Raw genomic sequence first — 19,962 nt, 5'->3', positions numbered from 1 at the left:
ATCGGGCGCAGCCCGGCGAGCGCCGGGGTCAGCCGATGATGTAGGCCGCCGAGCCGGTCGCGATCTGCTCTTCGGCGTCGTTGACGAGTTCCATGTGCACCACCGCGACGCGGCCGCCGAGCCTGACGACACGGCCGGTGGCGACGAAATACTGGCCGCGCCCCGGCCGCAGGTAATCGACGCGCAGGTCGATGGTGCCGACATTGGGAAACTGCTTCGCCGTCGCCGCGACGCCCTTTTCGGCGATCGAGGCCAGCGCAATGGCGAGGCCGCCGACCACGTCCAGGGTCGCCGAGATGACACCGCCATGCAGGATCTGGCGCACCGGGTTGCCGACCAGCTCCGGCCGCATGTCGAACCGCAGCCGCGGCGCCTTGGGGTCGAGTGAATCGATCCTAAGACCGATCACGCGGTTGAACGGGATCATCTCCTCGAACATGCGGTGGATCACCGCCTCGATGCTCTCGACTTCCCGCCGGCTGCCCATCTCGATCATCCCGACCGAAGACCCCTTCGGCCTCCGACGCCCGAGATAGCGCTGATTCCCCGCCGGCGCACCAGCCGAATGGCGCGACGGCACCGGGGTGCTGCAGCACTTGCTGCGACTGCTTCGCAAGATCAACGCGTGCGGCGCAATAAGCAGCGGCGTCGAACCAAAAGGTAATCCAGGGCTCGATTGATTTTTGCCGGCCGGCAACTAAAGTGCGCAACAGCGGGAATAAATTCAGAGATGGGTTGTCAACTACTGACCGTGGGCCGCGTCGAAGCGTCGCATCGTTTCGAACCTTCTTGCCAAACCCCCGCGTAAGTCTTTGTCTCGCTGCCAATAAATAAAGGGCGTATCCTTCCGGGATCGCCGTCAAAACGGGGAGAAAACCATGACGACCTCCAAGAAGGACACCACTTCCAGCCGCCGCCGCTTTCTGAAAACGGCCGCCGCGGGCGCCGCCGCAACGGTCACGGCGCCAACCATTGTCAGCGCGCAGGGCCCGATCAGCATGCGCTGGCAGAGCACCTGGCCGGCCAAGGACATCTTCCACGAATACGCGCTGGACTACGCCAAGAAGGTCAACGACATGACCGGCGGCGACCTCAAGATCGAGGTGCTTCCCGCAGGCGCGGTCGTGCCCGCTTTCGGCCTGCTCGACGCGGTGTCGAAGGGCACCCTCGACGGCGGCCACGGCGTGCTGGTCTATCACTACGGCAAGCAGACCGCGCTGGCGCTGTGGGGCTCCGGCCCGGGCTATGCGATGGACGCCAACATGCTGCTCGCCTGGCACAAATATGGCGGCGGCAAGGAACTGCTCGCGAAGCTGTACGCCTCGATCGGCGCCAACGTCGTCTCGTTTCCCTACGGGCCGATGCCGACCCAGCCGCTCGGCTGGTTCAAGAAACCGGTCACCAAGGCGGACGACCTCAAGGGCGTCAAGTTCCGCACGGTCGGCATCTCGATCGACGTGTTCACCGGCATGGGCGCCGCGGTGAACGCGTTGCCCGGCGGCGAAATCGTCTCGGCGATGGACCGCGGCCTGCTCGATGCCGCCGAGTTCAACAACGCCACCTCGGACCGCATTCTCGGCTTCGCGGACGTTTCCAAGGTCTGCATGCTGCAGAGCTACCACCAGAACGCCGAGCAGTTCGAGATCATGTTCAACAAGACCAAATACGACGCCCTGCCCGAAAAGATGAAAGCGATCATCGCCAACGCCACCGAGGCGGCTGGTCAGGACATGGCCTGGAAGGCGATCGATCGCTATTCCAAGGACTACGAGGAACTGCAGACCAAGGATAAGGTCAAATTCTACAAGACGCCGGACGCGATCCTGCAGAAGCAGCTGGAGATCTACGACGCGGTCGTGGAGAAGAAGTCGGCGGAAAATCCGCTGTTCAAGGAAATCGTCGCCTCCCAGCTGGCGTTCGCCAAGCGTGCGACCCAGTGGGAGCAGGATACGGTGGTGAACCGCCGTATGGCCTACAACCACTACTTCGGGCCGAACGCCAAGAAGAAGACCTGACGGTATAGTCCGTACCGGCGACGCGTCATCCGGGCTAGCCAATGCCCGGGTGATGCGTTGTATTGTCATGATGACGGTACCGAAAACACTCGAACCTGCGGCAAGACATCCCATGAACGCGCAGCGCTTCCTGCACACGATCGACGGCATCAGCACCTGGACCGGCAAGGCCGCGGCCTGGCTGATCGTCGGGCTGATGGCCCTGGTTTGCGCCGAGGTCTTCAAGCGCTATATTCTCAATATGCCGACGGCGTGGATCTTCGACGCCTCCAACATGCTGTACGGCACCCTGTTCATGATCGGCGGCGCCTACACACTGGCGCAGAACGCCCATGTCCGCGGCGACTTTCTCTACAGTTCGATGCGGCCGCGCACCCAGGCCGGGCTCGATCTCGTGCTCTACATCGTGTTCTTCCTGCCCGGCATCGCGGCGCTGCTATACGCCGGCTGGGACTACGCCTCGGACTCATGGCGGATCAACGAGCATTCCAACGTCACCGCGGAAGGACCGCCGGTCTACCATTTCAAATTCATGATTCCCCTGGCGGGGGCGCTCTTGCTGCTGCAGGGCGCGGCCGAAATCGTGCGCAGCATCGTCTGCCTGAAGACCGGGGTGTGGCCGAGCCGGCTCAAGGACGTCAGCGAAATCGACGTGGTCGAGGAGCAGCTGGCGCTCTCCGAACATGTCGATGAGGAGACGCGCAGGGCCGCGATCGAGCACGCGCAGGACATTGAGGAGAGCGCGCGGCAGCGCGGCATGGGCGGAGACCTTTTGAAATGAGCGATCCGGCACTCGGGCTCCTGATGCTCGGCTTAATCGTGGTCGTCATCGTGATGGGTTTCCCGACCGCGTTCACGCTGATGGGCCTTGGCATGTTCTTCGGCTTCTTCGCCTATTACCGCGGCGGCGAGGCCTGGGCCGACAATCATATCTTCGACCTGATGGTCCAGCGCACCTACGGCGCGATGACCAACGACGTCCTGATCTCGATTCCGCTGTTCGTGCTGATGGGCTACGTCATGGAGCGCGGCGCGCTGGTCGACAAGATGTTCTATTCGATCCAGCTCGCCTTCCGTCGCGTGCCGGCTTCGCTCGCGGTCGCGACCCTGATCGTCTGCACCTTCTGGGGCATCGCCTCGGGCCTGGTCGGCGCCGTCGTGGTGCTGATGGGCGTGATCGCCTTCAATCCGATGCTGAAGGCCGGATATGACGTGAGGCTCGCTGCCGGCGTCATCACCGCCGGCGGCACGCTCGGAATCCTGATTCCGCCCTCGGTGATGATCATCGTCTATGCCGCGGTCGCCGGGCAGTCGGTGGTCAAGCTCTACGCCGCGGCGATGTTTCCGGGCTTCTTCCTGGCGCTCCTCTATCTCGTCTACGTCATCGGCTGGGCGCTGCTGAACCCGAAGATCGCGCCAAAGCTGCCCGAGAGCGAGACCCGGGTTCCGGTCCGGCCATGGGTCGCCGAGTTGCAGCAGGCCTATTCGCGCAAGATGCTGCCGGCGCTGTTCGCCGCCGTGCTGTCGCCGGCCAGGGCCATGAGCATCACCGCCGACGGCGCCCGCATCGGCTACCCGATGCTGCTGAAAAATCTCGGCTACGCGCTGATCCCGCTGGTGCTGACGCTGGCCACGCTGGGGGCGGCATGGTGGTATGTCGTGATCCACCAGCAGCCGGACCTCCCGACGCCGGTCGCGGCGACCACCCAGCAGCGCCTGGAAACCGCGCCCCAGCAGCTCGGCGCCGGCGCGAGCACGCAGCCTGCGGAAGAAAAGCTCGAGGAACTCGGCGCCGGCCACAAAGCCGGAGCCGCGACCAAGGAGGAGCCGGAAGCGCTGCAGCAGATGGGCAGCGCCGAACTCCGCGGCAAGATCACGGCCGCGCCCTCGGAGGCCGGGCCAGCGCCGGAGTTCTACATCTACTTCGCGTTCATCTGCGGCATCTTCGGCCTGCTATTGCTCTATTACTACTGGATCATGGAGGCCGAACAGTTCGAGGTGCTGCGGTTGTTGATCTCCTCGGTGATGCCGCTCGGCATTTTGACGGTGATCGTGCTGGCGGTAATCCTGCTCGGCATCACCACGGCGACGGAATCCGCCGCGGTCGGCGCCGCCGGCGCCTTCCTGCTCGCGTTCCAGGCCCGCACGCTGGACTGGAAGCGCACCAAGGAAGCGGTGTTCCTCACCGCCAAGACCACCTCGATGGTGTGCTGGCTGTTCGTGGGCTCGGCGCTGTTCTCCGCGGTGTTTGCGATCCTCGGCGGCCAGGCGCTCCTGGAGACCTGGGTGCTGTCGCTCAACATGACGCCGGTCCAGTTCATGATCCTGTCGCAGGCGATCATCTTCATCCTGGGATGGCCGCTGGAATGGACCGAGATCATCGTGATCTTCGTGCCGATCTTCCTGCCGATGCTGAAGCACTTCAACATCGACCCGATCCTGTGGGGCGTCTTGGTGTTCGTGAACCTGCAGGCGGCGTTCCTGTCGCCGCCGGTGGCGATGTCGGCGTTCTACCTGAAGGGCGTGGCGCCGAAGCACGTCACCCTCAACCAGATCTTCGCCGGCATGATGCCCTACATGCTGATCGTCATCGTCTGCATGATCTTCATGTACATCTGGCCGGGCCTGACGCTGTGGCTGCCGAATTATCTGTACGGCGGTTGAGCGGACGCCTCGGCACTCGCATATCCCGAAAGGCGGCAAGCGATGCGATCGCCGCATCGCCGCCCCTCGCCGCGTGCGGCTTTCGCATGAACCGGAAATGGATATCATGACGGAAAACGCAGACAGCTGAGGAACAGCCCAAGGAACCTCCCATGGCAGAGATCGTTTCGCTCGAAGCGCTGGCCGAACTCGTCAGACCGGGCCAGTCGATCGCGATCCCCGTCGAGGGCGTGTCGATGGCGGCGACCGCAGCGCTGATCGAGGCCGGCACCACGGACCTCCGTATCGTCTGCGTGCCGATCAGCGGCATGCAGGCCGATCTGCTGATCGGCGCCGGGATGGTGGGCGCGCTGGAGACCAGCGCGGTTTCGCTGGGCGAGGCCGGCGCCGCACCGCGGTTCGGCGCCGCCGTCCGCGACGGCGCGTTCAGCTTGCGCGATTCGACCTGCCCCGCGATCTTTGCCGGCCTGCTGGCCGCCCAGAAAGGCGTGCCCTTCATGCCGATCGCCGGCATCGTCGGCAGCGATCTGCTGCGGGTGCGGCCGGACTGGAAGGTGATCGACAGCCCCGTCGGCGAGGCCGGCAAGGTCGTGGTGGTGCCGGCCATTGCGCCCGACATCGCGCTGTTTCACGCTCCCGAGGCCGATCGCGCCGGCAATATCCGGATCGGCCGCCACCGCGAACTGGCGGCGATGGCCTATGCCGCCAAACGGACCTTGGTCACGGTGGAGCGCATCGTCGACCGCAGTCTATTGGCAACGGAAGACTCGGCCGCGGGCGTGCTGCCCTCGCTTTATGTCGACCGGATTGCGGTCGCCGAGCGCGGCGCCTGGCCGCTGCCGCTGTGGGACGAATATCCCGGCGACGACGCGGAAGTCGCGCGCTACGCCGCGATGGCGCGGACCGAGGAAGGCTTTCGCGCCTATCTCTCCGGTTTCCTCGGCCGCCGCAGGCAGGTGGCGTGACCGCCATGGCAAACGAGCGCGAACGCCGGGAAATCCTGATTGCCACCATCGCCGATCTGCTCGACGGTATCCGCCACGTCGCGGTCGGCGCCTCGTCGCCGATTCCGGCTGCCGGCGCCATGCTGCTGCGCGCGCGCAACGAGCGTGACGGCAAGCCGCCGGTCCGGATTTCGATCCTGGGATCGCAACAGCATAATTTCTTCACCAACGGCGGCGTGGAGTTGTTCGACTGCGCGGCGCAGGGCCGCGTCGACGCCTTCTTCCTCGGCGGCGGACAGATCGACGGAAGCGGCAACATCAACCTGGTCGGCACCGGCGAGTACCCGAAAACCGGCGTGCGATGGCCGGGATCGTTCGGCTCGGCCTATCTCTATCACCTGATCCCACGCGTCATCCTGTTCCGCGAGGAACACTCGCGGCGCGTCTTCGTCCCCGCGGTCGACTTCGTCAGCGCGGCGGCCTCGACGCCTGAAGTGGCGCGCCGCGGCGGGCCGCACGCGCTCCTCACCAACATGGCGTTATTCGATTTCGACCGCGCCCGCGGCGGCTTTTCCCTGCGCTCGGTGCATCCGGGTTATTCGCCTGCCGACATCCGCGCCAATACCGGCTTCGACTACCGCGAGCCGCAGATCGTTCCCACCACCGCCGCTCCCGATGCCGAAACACTGGCGCTGCTGCGGGGACGAATCATGGGCGAGCTGTCCGAGACCTACCCCGCCTTCGCGCGCGCGATGATGGAAGCGGCGTAGTCCGGGAGTCGCGATCGCTGGATGCGAGATGTTCGGTGGAAGAATCGGACGGAAGGCGAATGATGAATTTTCTACTACGCCCGCATCCAGACCTTTTCGGGCCGGTCCACTTCCGAACTTGCAAGGCAGTCGAACCGCTCTCTCAGTGTGAGTTACCGAGCCGGCACGGATTCGAGACCAAGCTCTCCTCCGCAAAGAAGACATCGGGGGCGTTCCTGACGTCCTGAGCTTGTAAGCATCCGCCTCAAAGCGCAACGGTAAAGAACCACACGCGACCAATCCCGTATTTATACGGGCCGGGAGATTCACGACTCATTCCGGCGCAAGGCCATGCGAACGCTCACTCGATGGCGGGCCTTTTGTCACTGCCTGCGAATTCGGGCTCCGTCACTTTCCCCGGGCGCACCTGGCAGGCATAGCCGCAAACCTCGCCTTAACCGTTTTTCTTACCCGGCATTTAAGTGCAGGACATTAGGTTCGCCCCGACTCAGACGGGTGGGACAAAGATGTTGGGGCGAAAAATACTCTCATACTGGCGAAACAGCGTTCGTCTCGAGCTTGTTATCGCTGCCTCTGTCGCGGCCGTGCTGTGTTCCGGCCTGGCGGCCATGTGCTTTTTTCTTCCCCAGGCGATGAAGTCGGCAGCAATCGAGTCGGCCTATCGCGGAAACATCGAGATTGCCGATCAGATCAAGATCACGCGAGGCTACTACACCCGCCAGGTGGTGGCGAAGGCGCTGGCCTCCCACGCGCTGGCGCCGAGTCACGACCACGCTCCGATCCAAACGCCATACCGCTGCCGGCAACCTTCGTTCAGGACATTTCGGAACTGCTGCGCGAGAAGGATACCACGCTCTCGCTAGTGAGTCCTTATCCCTGGCCCCATCGCGCCGGACGCGTCATGGACGATTTTCAGCGAAACGCCTGGCAGGCGTTTCAGGCGGATCCCTCGGCGGTCTTCTCGAGGGAGGAAGTACATAACGGAAGGCGCGTGCTGCGCGTCGCCGTGTCGGATCGCATGGCAAGCGATACATGCGTGTCGTGTCACAATACGCAGGCAGACTCCCCGAAGAAGAACTGGAAATTGGGGGATGTCCGCGCCGTGATGGAAGTGACCAAGGTCATTGAGCCATATCTTGCCTCGGCGGAGGAAAAAGGCAGGATGATCACGCTGGCGATAGCCTTTCCGACCCTGATCGTCATCGCCATTTTGTTTGCGGGTACGGCGCTGTTCAGACGCTATAATCAGGAAAAGTTGCAAGCGGTGCGGCGCCTTCAATACCTGGCCCACCACGACACCATGACCGGGACGCTGAATCGCAACGCGTTCCTTTCGGAACTTGGCAAGGCCTTCGCCACCAAAGACGGGCAGCGCCTCGTTGCACTCCACTACATCGATCTCGACCGCTTCAAGGAAATCAATGACAGGCTTGGGCACAAGGTCGGCGATGAATTGATCTGTGCGGCAGCCAAGCGGTTGCGGACTTTGCTGAGCGGTGGGGACATTCTGTGCCGGCTCGGGGGCGATGAGTTCGCTCTGGCCCAGATGCAGGTTCGTAAGCCGGCGGACGTCAATTCGATGGCGGCGCGAATTGTTGCGTCAATGGCCATACCATTCCAGCTTCAGCGCAATCTACTGACGATTTCCGCGAGCGTCGGAACGGCTCATGTCGCTACCGACAGTTCGTCGCCGAGCCAGCTACTTGAAAATGCCGACATTGCGCTCTACCGGGCAAAGGATGACGGACGCCGGCGCTATGTGCTGTTTTCGCCGTCCATGCGCCATGAACTGAACCAGAAACGGCAAATCGAACTTCGAATCCGACAAGCGATCGATGCCTGTGAATTCGAGATGTTCTTCCAGCCGCTGGTCGACAACAACTCGAGACTCGCCGGCTTTGAAGCGCTCTTGCGACTGCCGGACGGAGAAGGCGGATTCATTTCGCCCACTGACTTCGTGCCCTTGGCGGAAGAAATCGGCGTCATCAACCAGATCGGCGCCTGGGTTGTTCACCACGCATGCCACGTCGCCGCGACCTGGCCCGCGCATCTAACGATTGCAGTCAACCTGTCGCCCGCGCAGTTCTTTGGCGCCGTCCCGATCGGGGTGATCGTCCGTGACGCTATTGTCGAGAGCGGTCTGGAGGCCGGCAGGCTGGAGCTCGAGATAACGGAGGGCTTGTTGCTGGAGGCAAACGAGTCGGTCGTGGAACAGCTTGCCGAACTCAAACGGGTCGGGGCGACGATCGTGATGGATGATTTCGGCACCGGTCATTCCAGCCTCGGGAATCTTTCGAAGCTTCCGTTCGACAAATTCAAGATCGACAAGTCATTTGTCGCCGGCGTCCTCGGCACTGAAAATGCAAACGTCCCCGTTCTCAACATGATCGTGAAATTGGGACGAAATCTGAACATGAAAGTCACGGTCGAAGGCATCGAAACGCCGGAGCAGGCGAATTTCTTCCGCAATTTGAACTGCGACTATTATCAGGGCTATCTGTTCGGTAGACCCATGCCGCGGGTCGATGCCGCGGCCCTTATCCTGTCGGATATCCTGATCGACATGGCGGCTGACTACCCCGCCTCGAGCGTATGCCGGGAATTGACGACTTCCGCCGCGTGACCGGCCTGGAGGGGGATTGTCCGAAGGGATAACGTCCGTCGCGAGATGGCCTCATGCCATAGAACCCCGATGGCGAGCTACCTGGGCACTGCCGCGAGCCACGGCCCGGGAGCGCCGGTTTGATCGCAACATTCCGCATGTGACCGTGGTGCACGTCCACAACGCAGACCCGGCCACGCCTGAGACGCTTCGCCGGCGTCACGCGGCATTTTTCCGCTTCAATCCGTCTTCGTAGGAAATCTCGGCATAATCCGACGGAGAGGAATATTGCAGGCCGACATCGGCCAGCGCATCGAGCTTGGCGGAGGTATCGAACTTCTTGAGCTTGACCTTGTCGACATAGAAAGTGTCGATCAATTCATTGTAGACGGTCGTTTCGTCGATGGAGATGGCGAGGATGTTGACGTCGCCAAACCGGATATGGAACCGGTTTCCCCGCGGCAGATCGGCAATATAGATGAAGTATTTGCCGTCGCCATTGAGCGCCGTCCCGAGAGTCTCAACCAGCTTGGGCAGGGTTTCGTATTCCTTGATCGATCCGGCCAGGAAGCCGATAGCCGGCTTACCGCTTTCGGATATCGAGAACACTTCCTTCAGGAGGGTCTCCGGACCGTCATAGGAAATTTCGCCGCGATAGCCGAACCGGCCGGCAACATGAGTATCGGCATTCAAGATCGGCTTCAGAAGCCGGCCTTCGCCGTCGAGCTTGGCGAAGGGCGTGTCGGCAATGGCTGTCATGATCATGGTCCTTGTTGGAGATGGAAGCGGGTCGTGTGATATCGGCCGTCTTTCGCATCGGCGGATCAGAACCGGCTTGGCCGCGGCGCCGGGATCGGTCGGTCCGGCCCGGATCAATCGCCCGTGATCATGACCTCCGGCATCTCGTCCGGCTCGGCGATGTCGAGCCCGTCCTCTTCGGCCAGTTCGACACCGGTCAGGCACACGTCGCCGTCATCGATCACCAGCTTGATCAGCGTCAGTGTCTTTCCCTGACAGGGGCCGATGAAGCAGCGGCCGGTGTCGAGATCGAACTGGGCATGATGTTTTCCGCAGGTGATGAAATTGCCGTCCTCATCGAGGAATTCCCCCGGGACCGTATCCAGTCGCGAGCCCTGATGCGGGCAGGCATTTTCGAAGCCGTAGAAATTATTGGCCTTGCGGGTGACGAGGATCGGCCAGGGCTTGCTGGTCCCGGTCTCGTCCGGCCGCGCCAGCACGAAGCCTCGCGCACCGCCATCATCGACCTCGTAGGTCGAGCATATCGCAAACAGCTCGTCCATCTGCCGCACCTCTTTCGAACAACGTAAGGCGCTCCCGAAGTGTGGAAGCCGATACAATTCCAGATACTGCAAGATCCGTGCTACCGGGAATTGTCGTATCCTGGACAATCCAACAGCGGCAGCGGCCGCCGCCCGTCGCCGCGGGCAGCTCCAAGACTGGATTGCCGCCTGACGCCGCGCAAGAAGCACAATCGGGTGTCGACGAAATTGGATTTGCGCTTCGTTGAAGGGGCGCCGGCCGTGTTCCAGTTTACCCTTACCCGCAATGTCAGCGGCGGCTTGTCGCCTTCCGGCCAAAACCCGCCAGGGAACGGGATCGAACCACCGACACTGCTATTTTCAGCCGCATGCTCTGCCGGCCGGGCGACCTAGACACTTCCAGCGCAGGCGAGGCTACGGGCAGAAGGCGTTTTCGAAGTCGCAACAATTTGAATTATCTACGAGGGAACTGAGACCAGTTATTTTCATGCTCGGACGCTAGCATGTGATTGTGATCCTCCTGTCTCCCCCCTCAACCGCGAAGAAGTCTGACGAGACGATAGCCATGACAATGTTCTCCTCTCTGATTAATGAAATTCAGGACACAACGGTCTCCGGACTGACGAAGAGGCAGTTAAGGGCACTCACGCGCATCGCCAATCTATTCGTCGCCGGGTCCGGTCGTCATTCGAAGAAGCAGATCGAGCTGTTTGACGAGGTATTCAAAGCCCTTGTTGCGGTCATCGAGCTGGAGACCCGGGTCAGGCTCGCACGCCACATCGCAACCATCCCGGATGCGCCGGCGACGCTGGTTCGCGCGTTTGCCTTCGACGAAGCCGTCGCTGTGGCGGCTCCGGTTCTCAGCCAGTCGACGGCACTCAGCGACTGCGACCTCGTCGCCAACGCCCGTACCCAGGGCCAGGGTCATCTTCAGGCCATCGCGCATCGTCGAACGATCAGCGAAGTGATCACCGAAATACTGATCGAGCGCGGCGAGCCCATCGTGGTCCATACGGTTGCGAAGAACGCCGGCGCCCGCTTTTCGGATGGCAGCTTTCGCGAGCTCGTCGCACGGGCCGGCGATGATTCCCAGCTCGCGCTGCAGGTTGGAATGCGACATGACATTCCAAGGCATCACTTCCTGAAGCTTCTTGAAACCGCCTCTGCTTCAGTCCGCGCCAGGATGCTGGCGGCAAACCCGCAATTTGCCGATGCCGTGCAGGACGCGGTGACAGAGGTGATCGACGACATCAATCTGGAGATTCGCAACAGGTCGCCGGATCACGCCAGAGCCAGGTCGAGGGTAAAGCGGCTGCAGAACTGGCATGAACTCGGCGAAGGCAATGTTCATGCGGCCGCGCGCGCGCAAAACTTCGAACAAGCGGCAATGGCGCTGTCGGTTCTCGCCTGCTGTCCTATCGAGATGGCTGAACGGGCGATCCTCAATGAAAACCCCGGCGTGGTGCAGGTCATCGCAAAAGCCGCCGGCTGCTCCTGGGCTACGGTCAAGGCTCTCTTGCTGATGACGGCGGCGGACCGCAGGATGTCTGAAAAGGATCTTGCCCGGGTGCGCGAAGACTTCGAGCGGCTCGAGACCCGGACGGCAAAACGCGTGCTTGAATTCCATCATGAGCGTCGCAACGGGCGCAGCATCGCGAGCCCGCCCGTCGTCCCGAGGGCGTCCGCGAACGCAGCAGCTGTCATGGGATAGATTCGTGGGCACCGCCGGCGCAGCGGCCGTCTCAAACCGCCCGCGGGCGGAAGGAGCGTGCAGGAAATGGTGCCCAGGGGCGGGATCGAACCACCGACACTGCGATTTTCAGTCGCATGCTCTACCAACTGAGCTACCTGGGCACTGCCGCGAGCCGAGGCCCGGGAGCGCCGGTTTATAGTCAGGCCGGGCGGCCCTGTCCACCCGGCTTCGCCTTCGGCTACGCCGGGCGCGGCCCGGCTTCGTATCATCAGTCAAACTGCTGGGAAATCGGGCTTATTTTGCCTCTGGTCACCTCGACGGAACGAAAGTGACGGCAAATGCGCTGCCGGCCGTTCCAGCAAGTCTCCTGCCGGCACCACCCTTACTTTGCATGGGGTTGTTTTCGATATTTGACTATTCGGCGTCCTCGTCGGCTTCCGGCTTGCCCGGAACGACGTAGGAGCCGGACAGCCAGCGGTTCAGGTCGACGTCCCGGCAGCGCTCGGAACAGAACGGCTTGGAGGCGTCCGTGGCCGGCTTGCCGCAGATCGGGCACTTCCTGGCGCCCGCCTTGCCGGGGGCGGCCCCTTTGGGTGGCTCAGACGGCATTCAGCCAGCCGAATCGGATCGGGAAACCCTCGCCGCCGAGCAGCGTCACCGTCTCGTACAGCGGCAGGCCGACGACGTTGGTGTAGGAGCCGACCATCTTGACCACGAACGATCCGGCGATGCCCTGCACGGCGTAGCCGCCGGCCTTGCCGCGCCATTCGCCGGAGCCGATATAGGCCTGGATATCATCCTCGGACAGGCGCTTGAAGCGCACGCGGGTTTCGATCAGGCGCTGGCGAAAGCTCTCCTTCGGCGTCACCAGGCAGATCGCGGTGTAGACGTGGTGATTGCGCCCCGACAACAGCCGCAGGCATTGCGAGGCCTCGTCGACCAGGTTGGCCTTGGGCAGGATGCGGCGGCCGACCGCGACCACGGTGTCGGCGGCGATGATGAAGGCGCCGCGCAATTCGTCGTCGAGCTGCACCGATTTGAGCGCGGCGTCGGCCTTGGCGCGGGCCAGCCGATTGGCGCAGGCGCGCGGCAGCTCGCCGCGTTTCGGGGTCTCGTCGATGTCGGCCGGGCGCAGCGCATCGGGCTCGATGCCGGCCTGGTTGAGCAGAGCGAGCCGTCGCGGCGAACCGGAAGCAAGAACGAGTTTGGGGCGGCCTAGCATGCGGATTTTCGTCGGCGGGAGGGCGGGGAGGATGCGCGCGGAACCTATCGGAAGGTGTCCGGTGAGACAACCGGCTAAGGCGGTTCGAAATGACGTCATTCCGGGGCGCGTCAAAGACGCGAACCCGGAATCTCGAGATTCCGGGTCTGGTCCTTCGGACCATCCCGGAATGACAAATGTTCCCGTTCGACATTCGCTATCCGACAATCACTCGCTCGCCGCGCCGGCCCTGGAAAACCGCTTGCGGATGCGCAACAGCAGGGTGTCGCAGACCTCGCGATAGGCCTGCAGTTTCTGCTCGCGATTGCCCTCGGCGCCGGTCGGATCCGAGGTCGGCCAGTATTCGACGTCGGCCGCCATCGTGCGGGTCAGTTCCAGCGCCTTGTGATGGGCTTCCGGCGACAGCGTGATGATGAGGTCGAAATTGAGCCCTTCCCAGTCGTCGAGTTCCTCGAACGTCATCGGCTTGTGGCCGGAAATGTCCTGGCCCAGTTCCGCCATCACGGCGACCGCGAACGGATCGAGTTCGCCTTTCCGGACGCCGGCGGATCTGACGTAAAGCGCCTGCGGAAACATCTGCTGCAACAGGCTGGCGGCCATCGGCGAACGCACGCTGTTGAGGCCGCATGCGAACAGCACGGCCTGCGGAGTGCGCACGCGCGAAGGCGCCTCCACGCGCTTAAGTTTCTTTTATTTTGGGCATGACCTCTTCGAAAGACCGGTACCCACTTTTCGGGATCATGCCCTATCCCTTCCAGTGCAAAACGGTGATCAGCGTAAACAGCCGGCGGGCGGTTTCGAAATCGATCCGCACCTTGCCATTCAAGCGCTCCTGCAGGGTGCGCGAGCCTTCGTCGTGAATGCCGCGGCGGCCCATGTCGATGGCCTCGATCTTGTCCGGCGTCGCGGTGCGGATCGCCTGGTAATAGCTGTCGCAGATCATGAAGTAGTCCTTCACGATGCGCCGGAACGGCGTCAGCGACAACAGATGCGCCACCACGGGCGTGCCGTCCTCGCGGCGGATGTCGAACATCAGCCGGTTGCCGGTGATGCCGATATGCAGCGTAAACGGCCCGCCGCCCGCGCCTTCCGGCGCGAACAGGTTCTTTTCGATCAGGTCGTAGATCGCAATCGCGCGCTCGTGCTCGACATCGGGACCGGAACGCCCGATCGATTCCTCATCGAGCGTCACCGCGACGATGCGATTGTTTGAATCCTCGTCTGGCGGCGGTCTGGTCATGACAGATTGAGGCGCAATCCCACCGAGCGCGCATGGGCATCGAGGCCTTCGGCCTTGCCCAGCGTCATCGCCGCCGGTCCCAGCGCCCGCAGCTGGTCCGGCCCGCATTTCAGGATCGACGTTCGCTTCATGAAGTCAAGTACGCCGAGGCCGGACGAGAACCGCGCCGAACGCGCGGTCGGCAGCACATGGTTGGAGCCGCCGACATAATCGCCGATCGCCTCGGGGGTGTGGGGCCCGAGGAAGATCGCGCCGGCATTGCGGATTTGCGCCGACAGCGCCTCCGGATCCGATGTCATGATCTCCAGGTGCTCGGCGGCGATGGCGTTCGCCAGCGGCACGGCTTGCTCGAGGCTTTTCACCAGGATAATGGCGCCGAACTGGTCCCAGGAGGCCCGCGCAATATCGGCCCGCGGCAGCGTTGCGAGTTGCGATTCGACCGCGCGCCCGACGTCATCGGCCAGCGCCTTCGAATCGGTGATCAGGATCGACTGCGCGTTGACGTCGTGCTCGGCCTGCGCCAGCAGATCGGCCGCGATCCAGCCGGCATTGCCTGACTCATCGGCGATGATGAGGACTTCGGAAGGGCCGGCGATCATGTCGATGCCGACCTTGCCGAACACCAGCCGCTTGGCGGCGGCGACATAGGCGTTGCCGGGGCCGACGATCTTCGCCACCGGCGCGATGGTCGCGGTGCCGTAAGCGAGCGCGGCCACCGCCTGCGCGCCGCCGACGCGGTAGATTTCGGAGACGCCGCCGAGATGGGCCGCCGCCAGCACCAGCGGGTCGAGCTTGCCGTCCGGCGACGGCACCACCATCACCACGCGGGCGACGCCTGCGACCCTGGCCGGCACCGCATTCATCAGCACCGAGGACGGATAGGCCGCGGTGCCGCCCGGCACGTAGAGCCCGACCGCGTCGATGGCGCTCCAGCGCCAGCCGAGTTCGACGCCGAGCGCATCGGTGAAGCGCTCGTCCTTGGGCAATTGCCGGCGGTGAAACAGCTCGATGCGGTCGCCGGCGAAGGCGAGCGCCTCCAGCGTCCCGGCGTCGCAGGCCTTGATCGCCGCGTCGATTTCGCCTGGTGTCACCCGCAGGCCGGAGGCGTCCAGCTCGAGCCGGTCGAACTTGCGCGTCGCCTCGACCAGCGCCGTGTCGCCGCGCGCGGCCACGTCGTCAACGATGGCGCGGGTCGCGGCCTCGATATCGGCCGATACCTCGCGCTTGGCGCCAAGGAAGCCCGCGAATTGCCTGGCGAAATCGGCGCTGTTTCGGTCGAGACGAATGGGCATGGGACGGCTTTCCGGCGGGGGCGTTATTGACAGGCCCGTTGCTCAATGGCGCGACGGCCAATCGCCGTCAACCCTTTGCTTGGTAGCAAAATCTTCGTCGTCCCGGCCAAGCGAAGCGCGAGCCGGGACCCATATGTGGACGGCCCCCGTGCCACAAGAGTTTTTTGAGGTCTGATCGGATCGCTTGCATCCATATGTCCGGCCTGTTGGTGCGGTCGCTTGGACCGCTGGCCAAGATGGCTTCCGCGACGCGAGTTCCAAACAACCACACGACCTGTCTTGGGCCAATGGGTCCCACGGATTGTCTCGCACCTCGGATCGATCGATCCTACCATCTGCTCCTCTTGCAGCTCCGGCTCAGCCGATAAGACGAACTTACCGGCTGATCTCTTAGGCGGCTGACGCCGATGCCTCAGACATCCGCGCGCCGTCGTAATTATCCCCCGTAACCATCAGTTTCCAGGCGATGCGGGCAATCTTGTTGGCGAGCGCCACCGCCGCGAGTTTTGGCGGCTTGCGCTTGAGCAAAGCGATCAGCCAGGGCGATGGATGGCCACGGCCGTACTTCGCCTGCTGAATCACGGCGGTCGCTCCTGCCACCAGCACGCTGCGCAACCTCTCATCGCCGGCACGGGTGATCTTGCCGAGCCGGGTTTTGCCGGCAGTGGAGTGGTCTTTCGGGGTCAGTCCGAGCCAGGCCGCAAAATGCCGGCCCGAGGAGAAGGCACGCGGATCAGGCGTCTTCATCACCAGCGCCGTGGCGCCGATCGGCCCGACTCCTGGAATCTTCGCCAAGCGCCGGCTATCGGCATTGCCGCGGTGCCAGGCCCTCAGCCTGGCTTCGATTGCCTTCAACTCTCCCTGCAACTGCGCGTACTCGCGGCCCTGGACCGCAAACGACTCGCGCGCCAGCGCCGGCACGCTGTCATCTTGCGCGATGCCAGCTAAAAGCGGTTCGATCTTGTCGAGGCCCTTGGCCACCGCAAGGCCGAACTCTGCCGCATAGCCCCGGATCATATTGCTGAGCTGGGTGCGACGGGCGACCATCTGCTCGCGGAGACCTGCCAGCATCAAAGCTGCCTGCTGCTCGGCCGTCTTCACTGGCACAAACCGCATCGTCGGTCGGCCCATCGCTTCACACAGCCCCTCGGCATCTCGCCCGTCGTTCTTGTTCCGCCTGACGTAAGGCTTCACGTGTTGCGGCGCGATCAGCTTCACCTCGTGGCCGAGCTTGCCAAGCTCGCGCGCCCAATAATGCGCCGCACCGCAGGCCTCGATCCCGATCACGGTCGGCGGCTGCTTGGTAAAAAATGCCACCATTTGCGCCCGGCCGAGCCGCCTGCGCAACACCGGCCGTTCGGTCGCATCAACCCCATGCAGCTGGAAAATATGCTTCGACGTATCCATGCCAATTCGGATAATCTGTTCCACGGACGGCTCCTTTGTCTGAGATTTGCAACAACCTCATTCTGGCACAACTGATGCCGTAGGGGGCCGTCCACCCCATCAGCCACCAGCGTCTGTGGGGCGACGAACCGGGGCGGCAATCCCATTAACGGCTGGCATGAGTGGCTATGGGTCCCGGCGTTCGCCGGGACGACGATGGATGCGTGTCGCGTGCTCACGCCCCCTGCCCCGACGGCGCGGCGCCTTCGCCGAGACCGCCTGCTCCGGAATCGTCGGCGCCGAGGTCGGTGAGCTCGCATTCGAGGCATTCGACGTCGAGCCGCAGCGCCCCGCCCTGACTGAACAAAAGGACCGCGCTGCCGCCTGGGGCTTCGCCGGGATGAAACTCGATGCCGAGCAGCTCGAGGGGCGCTTGCGGCGCCTGCAGATCGATATTGCGCGACCTGCAGGCCAATACCCGGTCGAAGCGCAGCGCCGCGATCAGGCGGCGCGGCGAGGTCTCGCCCGCCAGCGTCTGCTCCCAGTCCAGCCGGTTCATGCCGATCACCAGACGCTTTTCGCCCTGCCGCCAGATGATGTCGGCGGCCTGCACGCGGGCATCCTGCACATGCGCGGAAATGACGGCGAGGTCGTCGGCATCGAGCGCGATCATTTTGAGCTGGGCTGTCACCGATTGCACCTCAAACAACTCAATCGCTGATGCGCTCGATCGAAGCGCCGCAGGCCGAGAGCTTTTCCTCGAGCCGCTCGAAGCCGCGGTCGAGATGATAGACGCGGTTGACCATGGTTTCGCCTTCGGCGGCCAGTCCTGCGATGACCAGCGACACCGACGCCCGCAGGTCGGTCGCCATGACAGGCGCGCCGCGCAGCCTGGCAATGCCGTCGATGGTGGCGATTTCGCCGTCCAACGAAATCCGCGCGCCGAACCGGGCCAGTTCCTGCACATGCATGAAACGGTTTTCGAAAATCGTCTCGGTGATCTGCGAGGCCCCCCCGGCACAGGCCATCAGCGCCATCAGCTGCGCCTGCAGGTCGGTCGGAAAGCCGGGGAACGGCGCCGTCGACACCGTCACCGGCTGGAGGCCGGCGCCGTTTCTGACCACGCGGATGCCTTCATTGTTGGGGGTGACGACGGCGCCGGCCTGGGTCAGCACGTCGAGCGCCGACTGCAACAGCTCCGGCCGCGCGCCGGCCAGCTGCACGTCGCCGCCGGTCATCGCCACCGCGATCGCATAGGTGCCGGTCTCGATCCGGTCGGGCAGCACGGTATGCCGCGCGCCGTGCAGTTTCGCCACGCCTTCGATCACGATGCGCGGCGTGCCGGCGCCGGAGACGCGCGCGCCCATGGCGTTCAGGCAATCGGCGACATCGAGGATTTCCGGCTCGCAGGCGGCGTTGGTGATGACCGTGGTGCCTCTTGCCAATGTCGCCGCCATGACAGCGACATGGGTGCCACTCACCGTCACCTTGGGAAAGTCGATTGCAGCACCCGTCAGGCCGCCGGGCGCCTTCGCGATCACATAGCCGCCGTCGATGGCGATCTCGGCGCCGAGCTTCTGCAGCGCCATGATCAACAGATCGACCGGCCGGGTGCCGATGGCGCAGCCGCCGGGCAGCGACACCTTGGCCTCATGCATCCGCGCCAAGAGCGGCGCGATCACCCAGAAGCTGGCGCGCATCTTTGACACCAGCTCGTAAGGCGCTGTCGTGTCGATGATGTTGGCCGCCGAAATATGCAGGGTCTGGCCCTGGTATGCATGGTCGCCGGGCCGCTTGCCCACCGAGGTGATGTCGACGCCGTGATTGCCGAGAATGCGCTGCAGTTGGGCGACGTCGGCCAACCGCGGCACGTTGTCGAGGATCAGCGTCTCCTCGGTCAAAAGCCCCGCGATCATCAACGGCAATGCGGCATTCTTTGCGCCCGAAATCGGAATCGTGCCATTGAGCTTGCTGCCGCCGACAATGCGAATGCGATCCATAGCCCGCCCCGATTTTTGCTATGCATAAAGTATAGGGCGAATGAGGCCCCGATGGCAAAAGGGCTGGAATTTGCGGCTATTTGATGGGGTTGCACGGTCATTCCGGGGCGAGGCCACCGGATCCGGCCTCTGGCCGGCCCGATGACACCGCGCGCGGTCGAAAAAATATATCCGCGCAAGAGCAGCAGCTATTCGCCCGGCTTTTTTCCGAGCCCGTCATGTAGGAAGGCGCCGGCGTCATCGCGAGGGACGGCCGTCACCTCGCCGCGTCCCCTCGCCTGCGACTTGCGCCGCCTGAGATTTTCACGCAGCGCCAGCTTCAGCCGGTCAGCCCGCGAATTCTTCGCCGGCTGGCCCTCGCCTTTGTCCTTGTCATCCTTCATCGTGGACCTGTTCGAATACTTCTCGCAAAGCGCAAGCGCCGGAGAATAGACCGGCCCCCATGACGCCGCGCTGGAATTTTCCGCCAATATCGGCAAATGGCAACTCAGGGGCATCGACCTCGTCACATTCAACGAGGCGGGCGAAATGGTCGAATTCGAGGTCATGGTCCGCCCGCTCAAGGCGCTACAGGCGCTGGCAGAGGAAATTGGGAACCGGATCGGCCCGCAACTGGCCGAGTTGAAGGCCGCCGCGGGCGCTCCCCACTGATTTCGGCCGTTTTTGAGGGTCTGATAGCCCCCTCCCGCGCTTGCGCAGGCGGGGGCCTTGTGGCAAGGATCGGCCCGCTCTGTAGGGGCCTTTTGGCCGATTCTCCTAATCCGGGGCATGCTGCCGTAGCTCAGTGGTAGAGCACTCCATTGGTAATGGAGAGGTCGACAGTTCAATCCTGTCTGGCAGCACCAGTTTTTTCG

The 19,962-nt window shown here is 63.4% G+C and carries 20 protein-coding genes and 2 tRNA genes; 9 read left to right on the top strand and 13 right to left on the bottom strand.

From position 1 onward, the window contains the following. Positions 1-28 precede the first annotated feature (28 nt). A complete protein-coding gene (locus tag KMZ29_RS04210; RefSeq protein WP_215622584.1) occupies positions 29-487 on the bottom strand; it encodes a thioesterase family protein in 459 nt (152 codons plus the stop codon). A gap of 391 nt (positions 488-878) precedes the next feature. On the opposite strand from KMZ29_RS04210, the gene KMZ29_RS04205 reads away from it, so the two are divergent. The 6 genes from KMZ29_RS04205 to KMZ29_RS04180 all read left to right on the top strand — a co-directional run bounded on the left by KMZ29_RS04205 (position 879) and on the right by KMZ29_RS04180 (position 9,016). Next, complete coding sequence (locus tag KMZ29_RS04205) at positions 879-2,015, top strand: TRAP transporter substrate-binding protein (RefSeq protein ID WP_215622583.1); 1,137 nt, start codon at positions 879-881, stop codon at positions 2,013-2,015. A 112-nt stretch (positions 2,016-2,127) separates the two neighbouring features. Beyond that, positions 2,128-2,796 carry a TRAP transporter small permease subunit gene (locus tag KMZ29_RS04200; protein ID WP_215622582.1) on the top strand — a complete coding sequence of 223 codons (669 nt, stop codon included), beginning with the start codon at positions 2,128-2,130 and terminating at the stop codon, positions 2,794-2,796. Further along, complete coding sequence (locus tag KMZ29_RS04195; protein WP_215622581.1) at positions 2,793-4,679, top strand: TRAP transporter large permease; 1,887 nt, start codon at positions 2,793-2,795, stop codon at positions 4,677-4,679. Before KMZ29_RS04200 ends, KMZ29_RS04195 begins: the two co-directional genes overlap by 4 nt. 152 nt (positions 4,680-4,831) lie before the next feature. Beyond that, positions 4,832-5,644 carry a CoA transferase subunit A gene (locus KMZ29_RS04190; RefSeq protein WP_215622580.1) on the top strand — a complete coding sequence of 271 codons (813 nt, stop codon included), beginning with the start codon at positions 4,832-4,834 and terminating at the stop codon, positions 5,642-5,644. 5 nt (positions 5,645-5,649) lie between these two features. Then, on the top strand, positions 5,650-6,393 hold the full coding sequence (locus KMZ29_RS04185) for a CoA transferase (RefSeq protein WP_215624133.1): 744 nt from the start codon (positions 5,650-5,652) through the stop codon (positions 6,391-6,393). 589 nt (positions 6,394-6,982) lie between these two features. After that, positions 6,983-9,016, top strand: coding sequence for a putative bifunctional diguanylate cyclase/phosphodiesterase (locus KMZ29_RS04180; protein WP_369810073.1), 2,034 nt, complete (start codon positions 6,983-6,985; stop codon positions 9,014-9,016). Between the two features lie 198 nt (positions 9,017-9,214). Here the strand turns inward: KMZ29_RS04180 and KMZ29_RS04175 are convergent, their stop codons facing one another. Together KMZ29_RS04175 and KMZ29_RS04170 are read right to left on the bottom strand one after the other, a co-directional pair. Continuing rightward, positions 9,215-9,754 (bottom strand): hypothetical protein, encoded by a 540-nt coding sequence (locus KMZ29_RS04175; protein WP_215622578.1) that lies wholly within the window; start codon positions 9,752-9,754, stop codon positions 9,215-9,217. Positions 9,755-9,867: 113 nt separating this feature from the next. Then, the gene (locus tag KMZ29_RS04170; RefSeq protein WP_215622577.1) at positions 9,868-10,296 is read right to left on the bottom strand and encodes a Rieske (2Fe-2S) protein; all 429 of its coding nucleotides are present in this window, start codon (positions 10,294-10,296) and stop codon (positions 9,868-9,870) included. A gap of 544 nt (positions 10,297-10,840) precedes the next feature. Between KMZ29_RS04170 and KMZ29_RS04165 the strand changes: the two genes are divergently transcribed. Further along, a complete protein-coding gene (locus KMZ29_RS04165; RefSeq protein WP_215622576.1) occupies positions 10,841-11,986 on the top strand; it encodes a DUF2336 domain-containing protein in 1,146 nt (381 codons plus the stop codon). Positions 11,987-12,053: 67 nt separating this feature from the next. On the opposite strand, the gene KMZ29_RS04160 is transcribed toward KMZ29_RS04165, so the two are convergent. The 10 genes from KMZ29_RS04160 to KMZ29_RS04115 form a co-directional block, all read right to left on the bottom strand. After that, a tRNA-Phe gene (locus KMZ29_RS04160) sits at positions 12,054-12,129 on the bottom strand. A 253-nt stretch (positions 12,130-12,382) separates the two neighbouring features. Continuing rightward, positions 12,383-12,577: a DNA gyrase inhibitor YacG gene (yacG, locus tag KMZ29_RS04155; RefSeq protein ID WP_215604811.1), complete on the bottom strand. Its 195-nt coding sequence runs from the start codon at positions 12,575-12,577 to the stop codon at positions 12,383-12,385. After that, on the bottom strand, positions 12,567-13,190 hold the full coding sequence (locus tag KMZ29_RS04150) for a Maf-like protein (protein WP_215622575.1): 624 nt from the start codon (positions 13,188-13,190) through the stop codon (positions 12,567-12,569). Before KMZ29_RS04150 ends, yacG begins: the two co-directional genes overlap by 11 nt. Positions 13,191-13,397: 207 nt before the next feature. Beyond that, complete coding sequence (locus KMZ29_RS04145) at positions 13,398-13,865, bottom strand: arsenate-mycothiol transferase ArsC (protein ID WP_215622574.1); 468 nt, start codon at positions 13,863-13,865, stop codon at positions 13,398-13,400. A gap of 70 nt (positions 13,866-13,935) precedes the next feature. Further along, the gene (locus KMZ29_RS04140; protein WP_215622573.1) at positions 13,936-14,430 is read right to left on the bottom strand and encodes a UPF0262 family protein; all 495 of its coding nucleotides are present in this window, start codon (positions 14,428-14,430) and stop codon (positions 13,936-13,938) included. After that, positions 14,427-15,722 (bottom strand): histidinol dehydrogenase, encoded by a 1,296-nt coding sequence (gene hisD / locus KMZ29_RS04135; RefSeq protein ID WP_215622572.1) that lies wholly within the window; start codon positions 15,720-15,722, stop codon positions 14,427-14,429. The genes KMZ29_RS04140 and hisD overlap by 4 nt, the downstream gene beginning before the upstream one ends. A gap of 390 nt (positions 15,723-16,112) precedes the next feature. Continuing rightward, positions 16,113-17,153, bottom strand: a complete 1,041-nt coding sequence (locus KMZ29_RS04130; protein WP_215621526.1) for an IS110 family RNA-guided transposase — start codon at positions 17,151-17,153, stop codon at positions 16,113-16,115. Positions 17,154-17,343: 190 nt separating this feature from the next. Then, on the bottom strand, positions 17,344-17,799 hold the full coding sequence (locus tag KMZ29_RS04125; RefSeq protein ID WP_215622571.1) for a DUF2948 family protein: 456 nt from the start codon (positions 17,797-17,799) through the stop codon (positions 17,344-17,346). A gap of 19 nt (positions 17,800-17,818) precedes the next feature. Further along, entirely contained in the window at positions 17,819-19,108 is a 1,290-nt protein-coding gene (gene murA, locus KMZ29_RS04120; RefSeq protein ID WP_215622570.1) for a UDP-N-acetylglucosamine 1-carboxyvinyltransferase, read from the bottom strand. Positions 19,109-19,296: 188 nt separating this feature from the next. Next, a complete protein-coding gene (locus KMZ29_RS04115; RefSeq protein ID WP_215622569.1) occupies positions 19,297-19,491 on the bottom strand; it encodes a hypothetical protein in 195 nt (64 codons plus the stop codon). A 145-nt stretch (positions 19,492-19,636) separates the two neighbouring features. Here KMZ29_RS04115 and KMZ29_RS26940 point away from each other — a divergent pair, with 145 nt between their 5' ends. Together KMZ29_RS26940 and KMZ29_RS04110 are read left to right on the top strand one after the other, a co-directional pair. Further along, entirely contained in the window at positions 19,637-19,759 is a 123-nt protein-coding gene (locus KMZ29_RS26940) for a hypothetical protein (protein ID WP_369810072.1), read from the top strand. 119 nt (positions 19,760-19,878) lie between these two features. Beyond that, a tRNA-Thr gene (locus tag KMZ29_RS04110) sits at positions 19,879-19,953 on the top strand. Positions 19,954-19,962 lie beyond the last annotated feature (9 nt).

The organism is Bradyrhizobium sediminis, from assembly GCF_018736085.1.
In the GTDB taxonomy this organism is placed as follows: Bacteria; Pseudomonadota; Alphaproteobacteria; order Rhizobiales; family Xanthobacteraceae; genus Bradyrhizobium; species Bradyrhizobium sediminis.
This window is presented reverse-complemented; position numbering and strand designations above follow the sequence as displayed.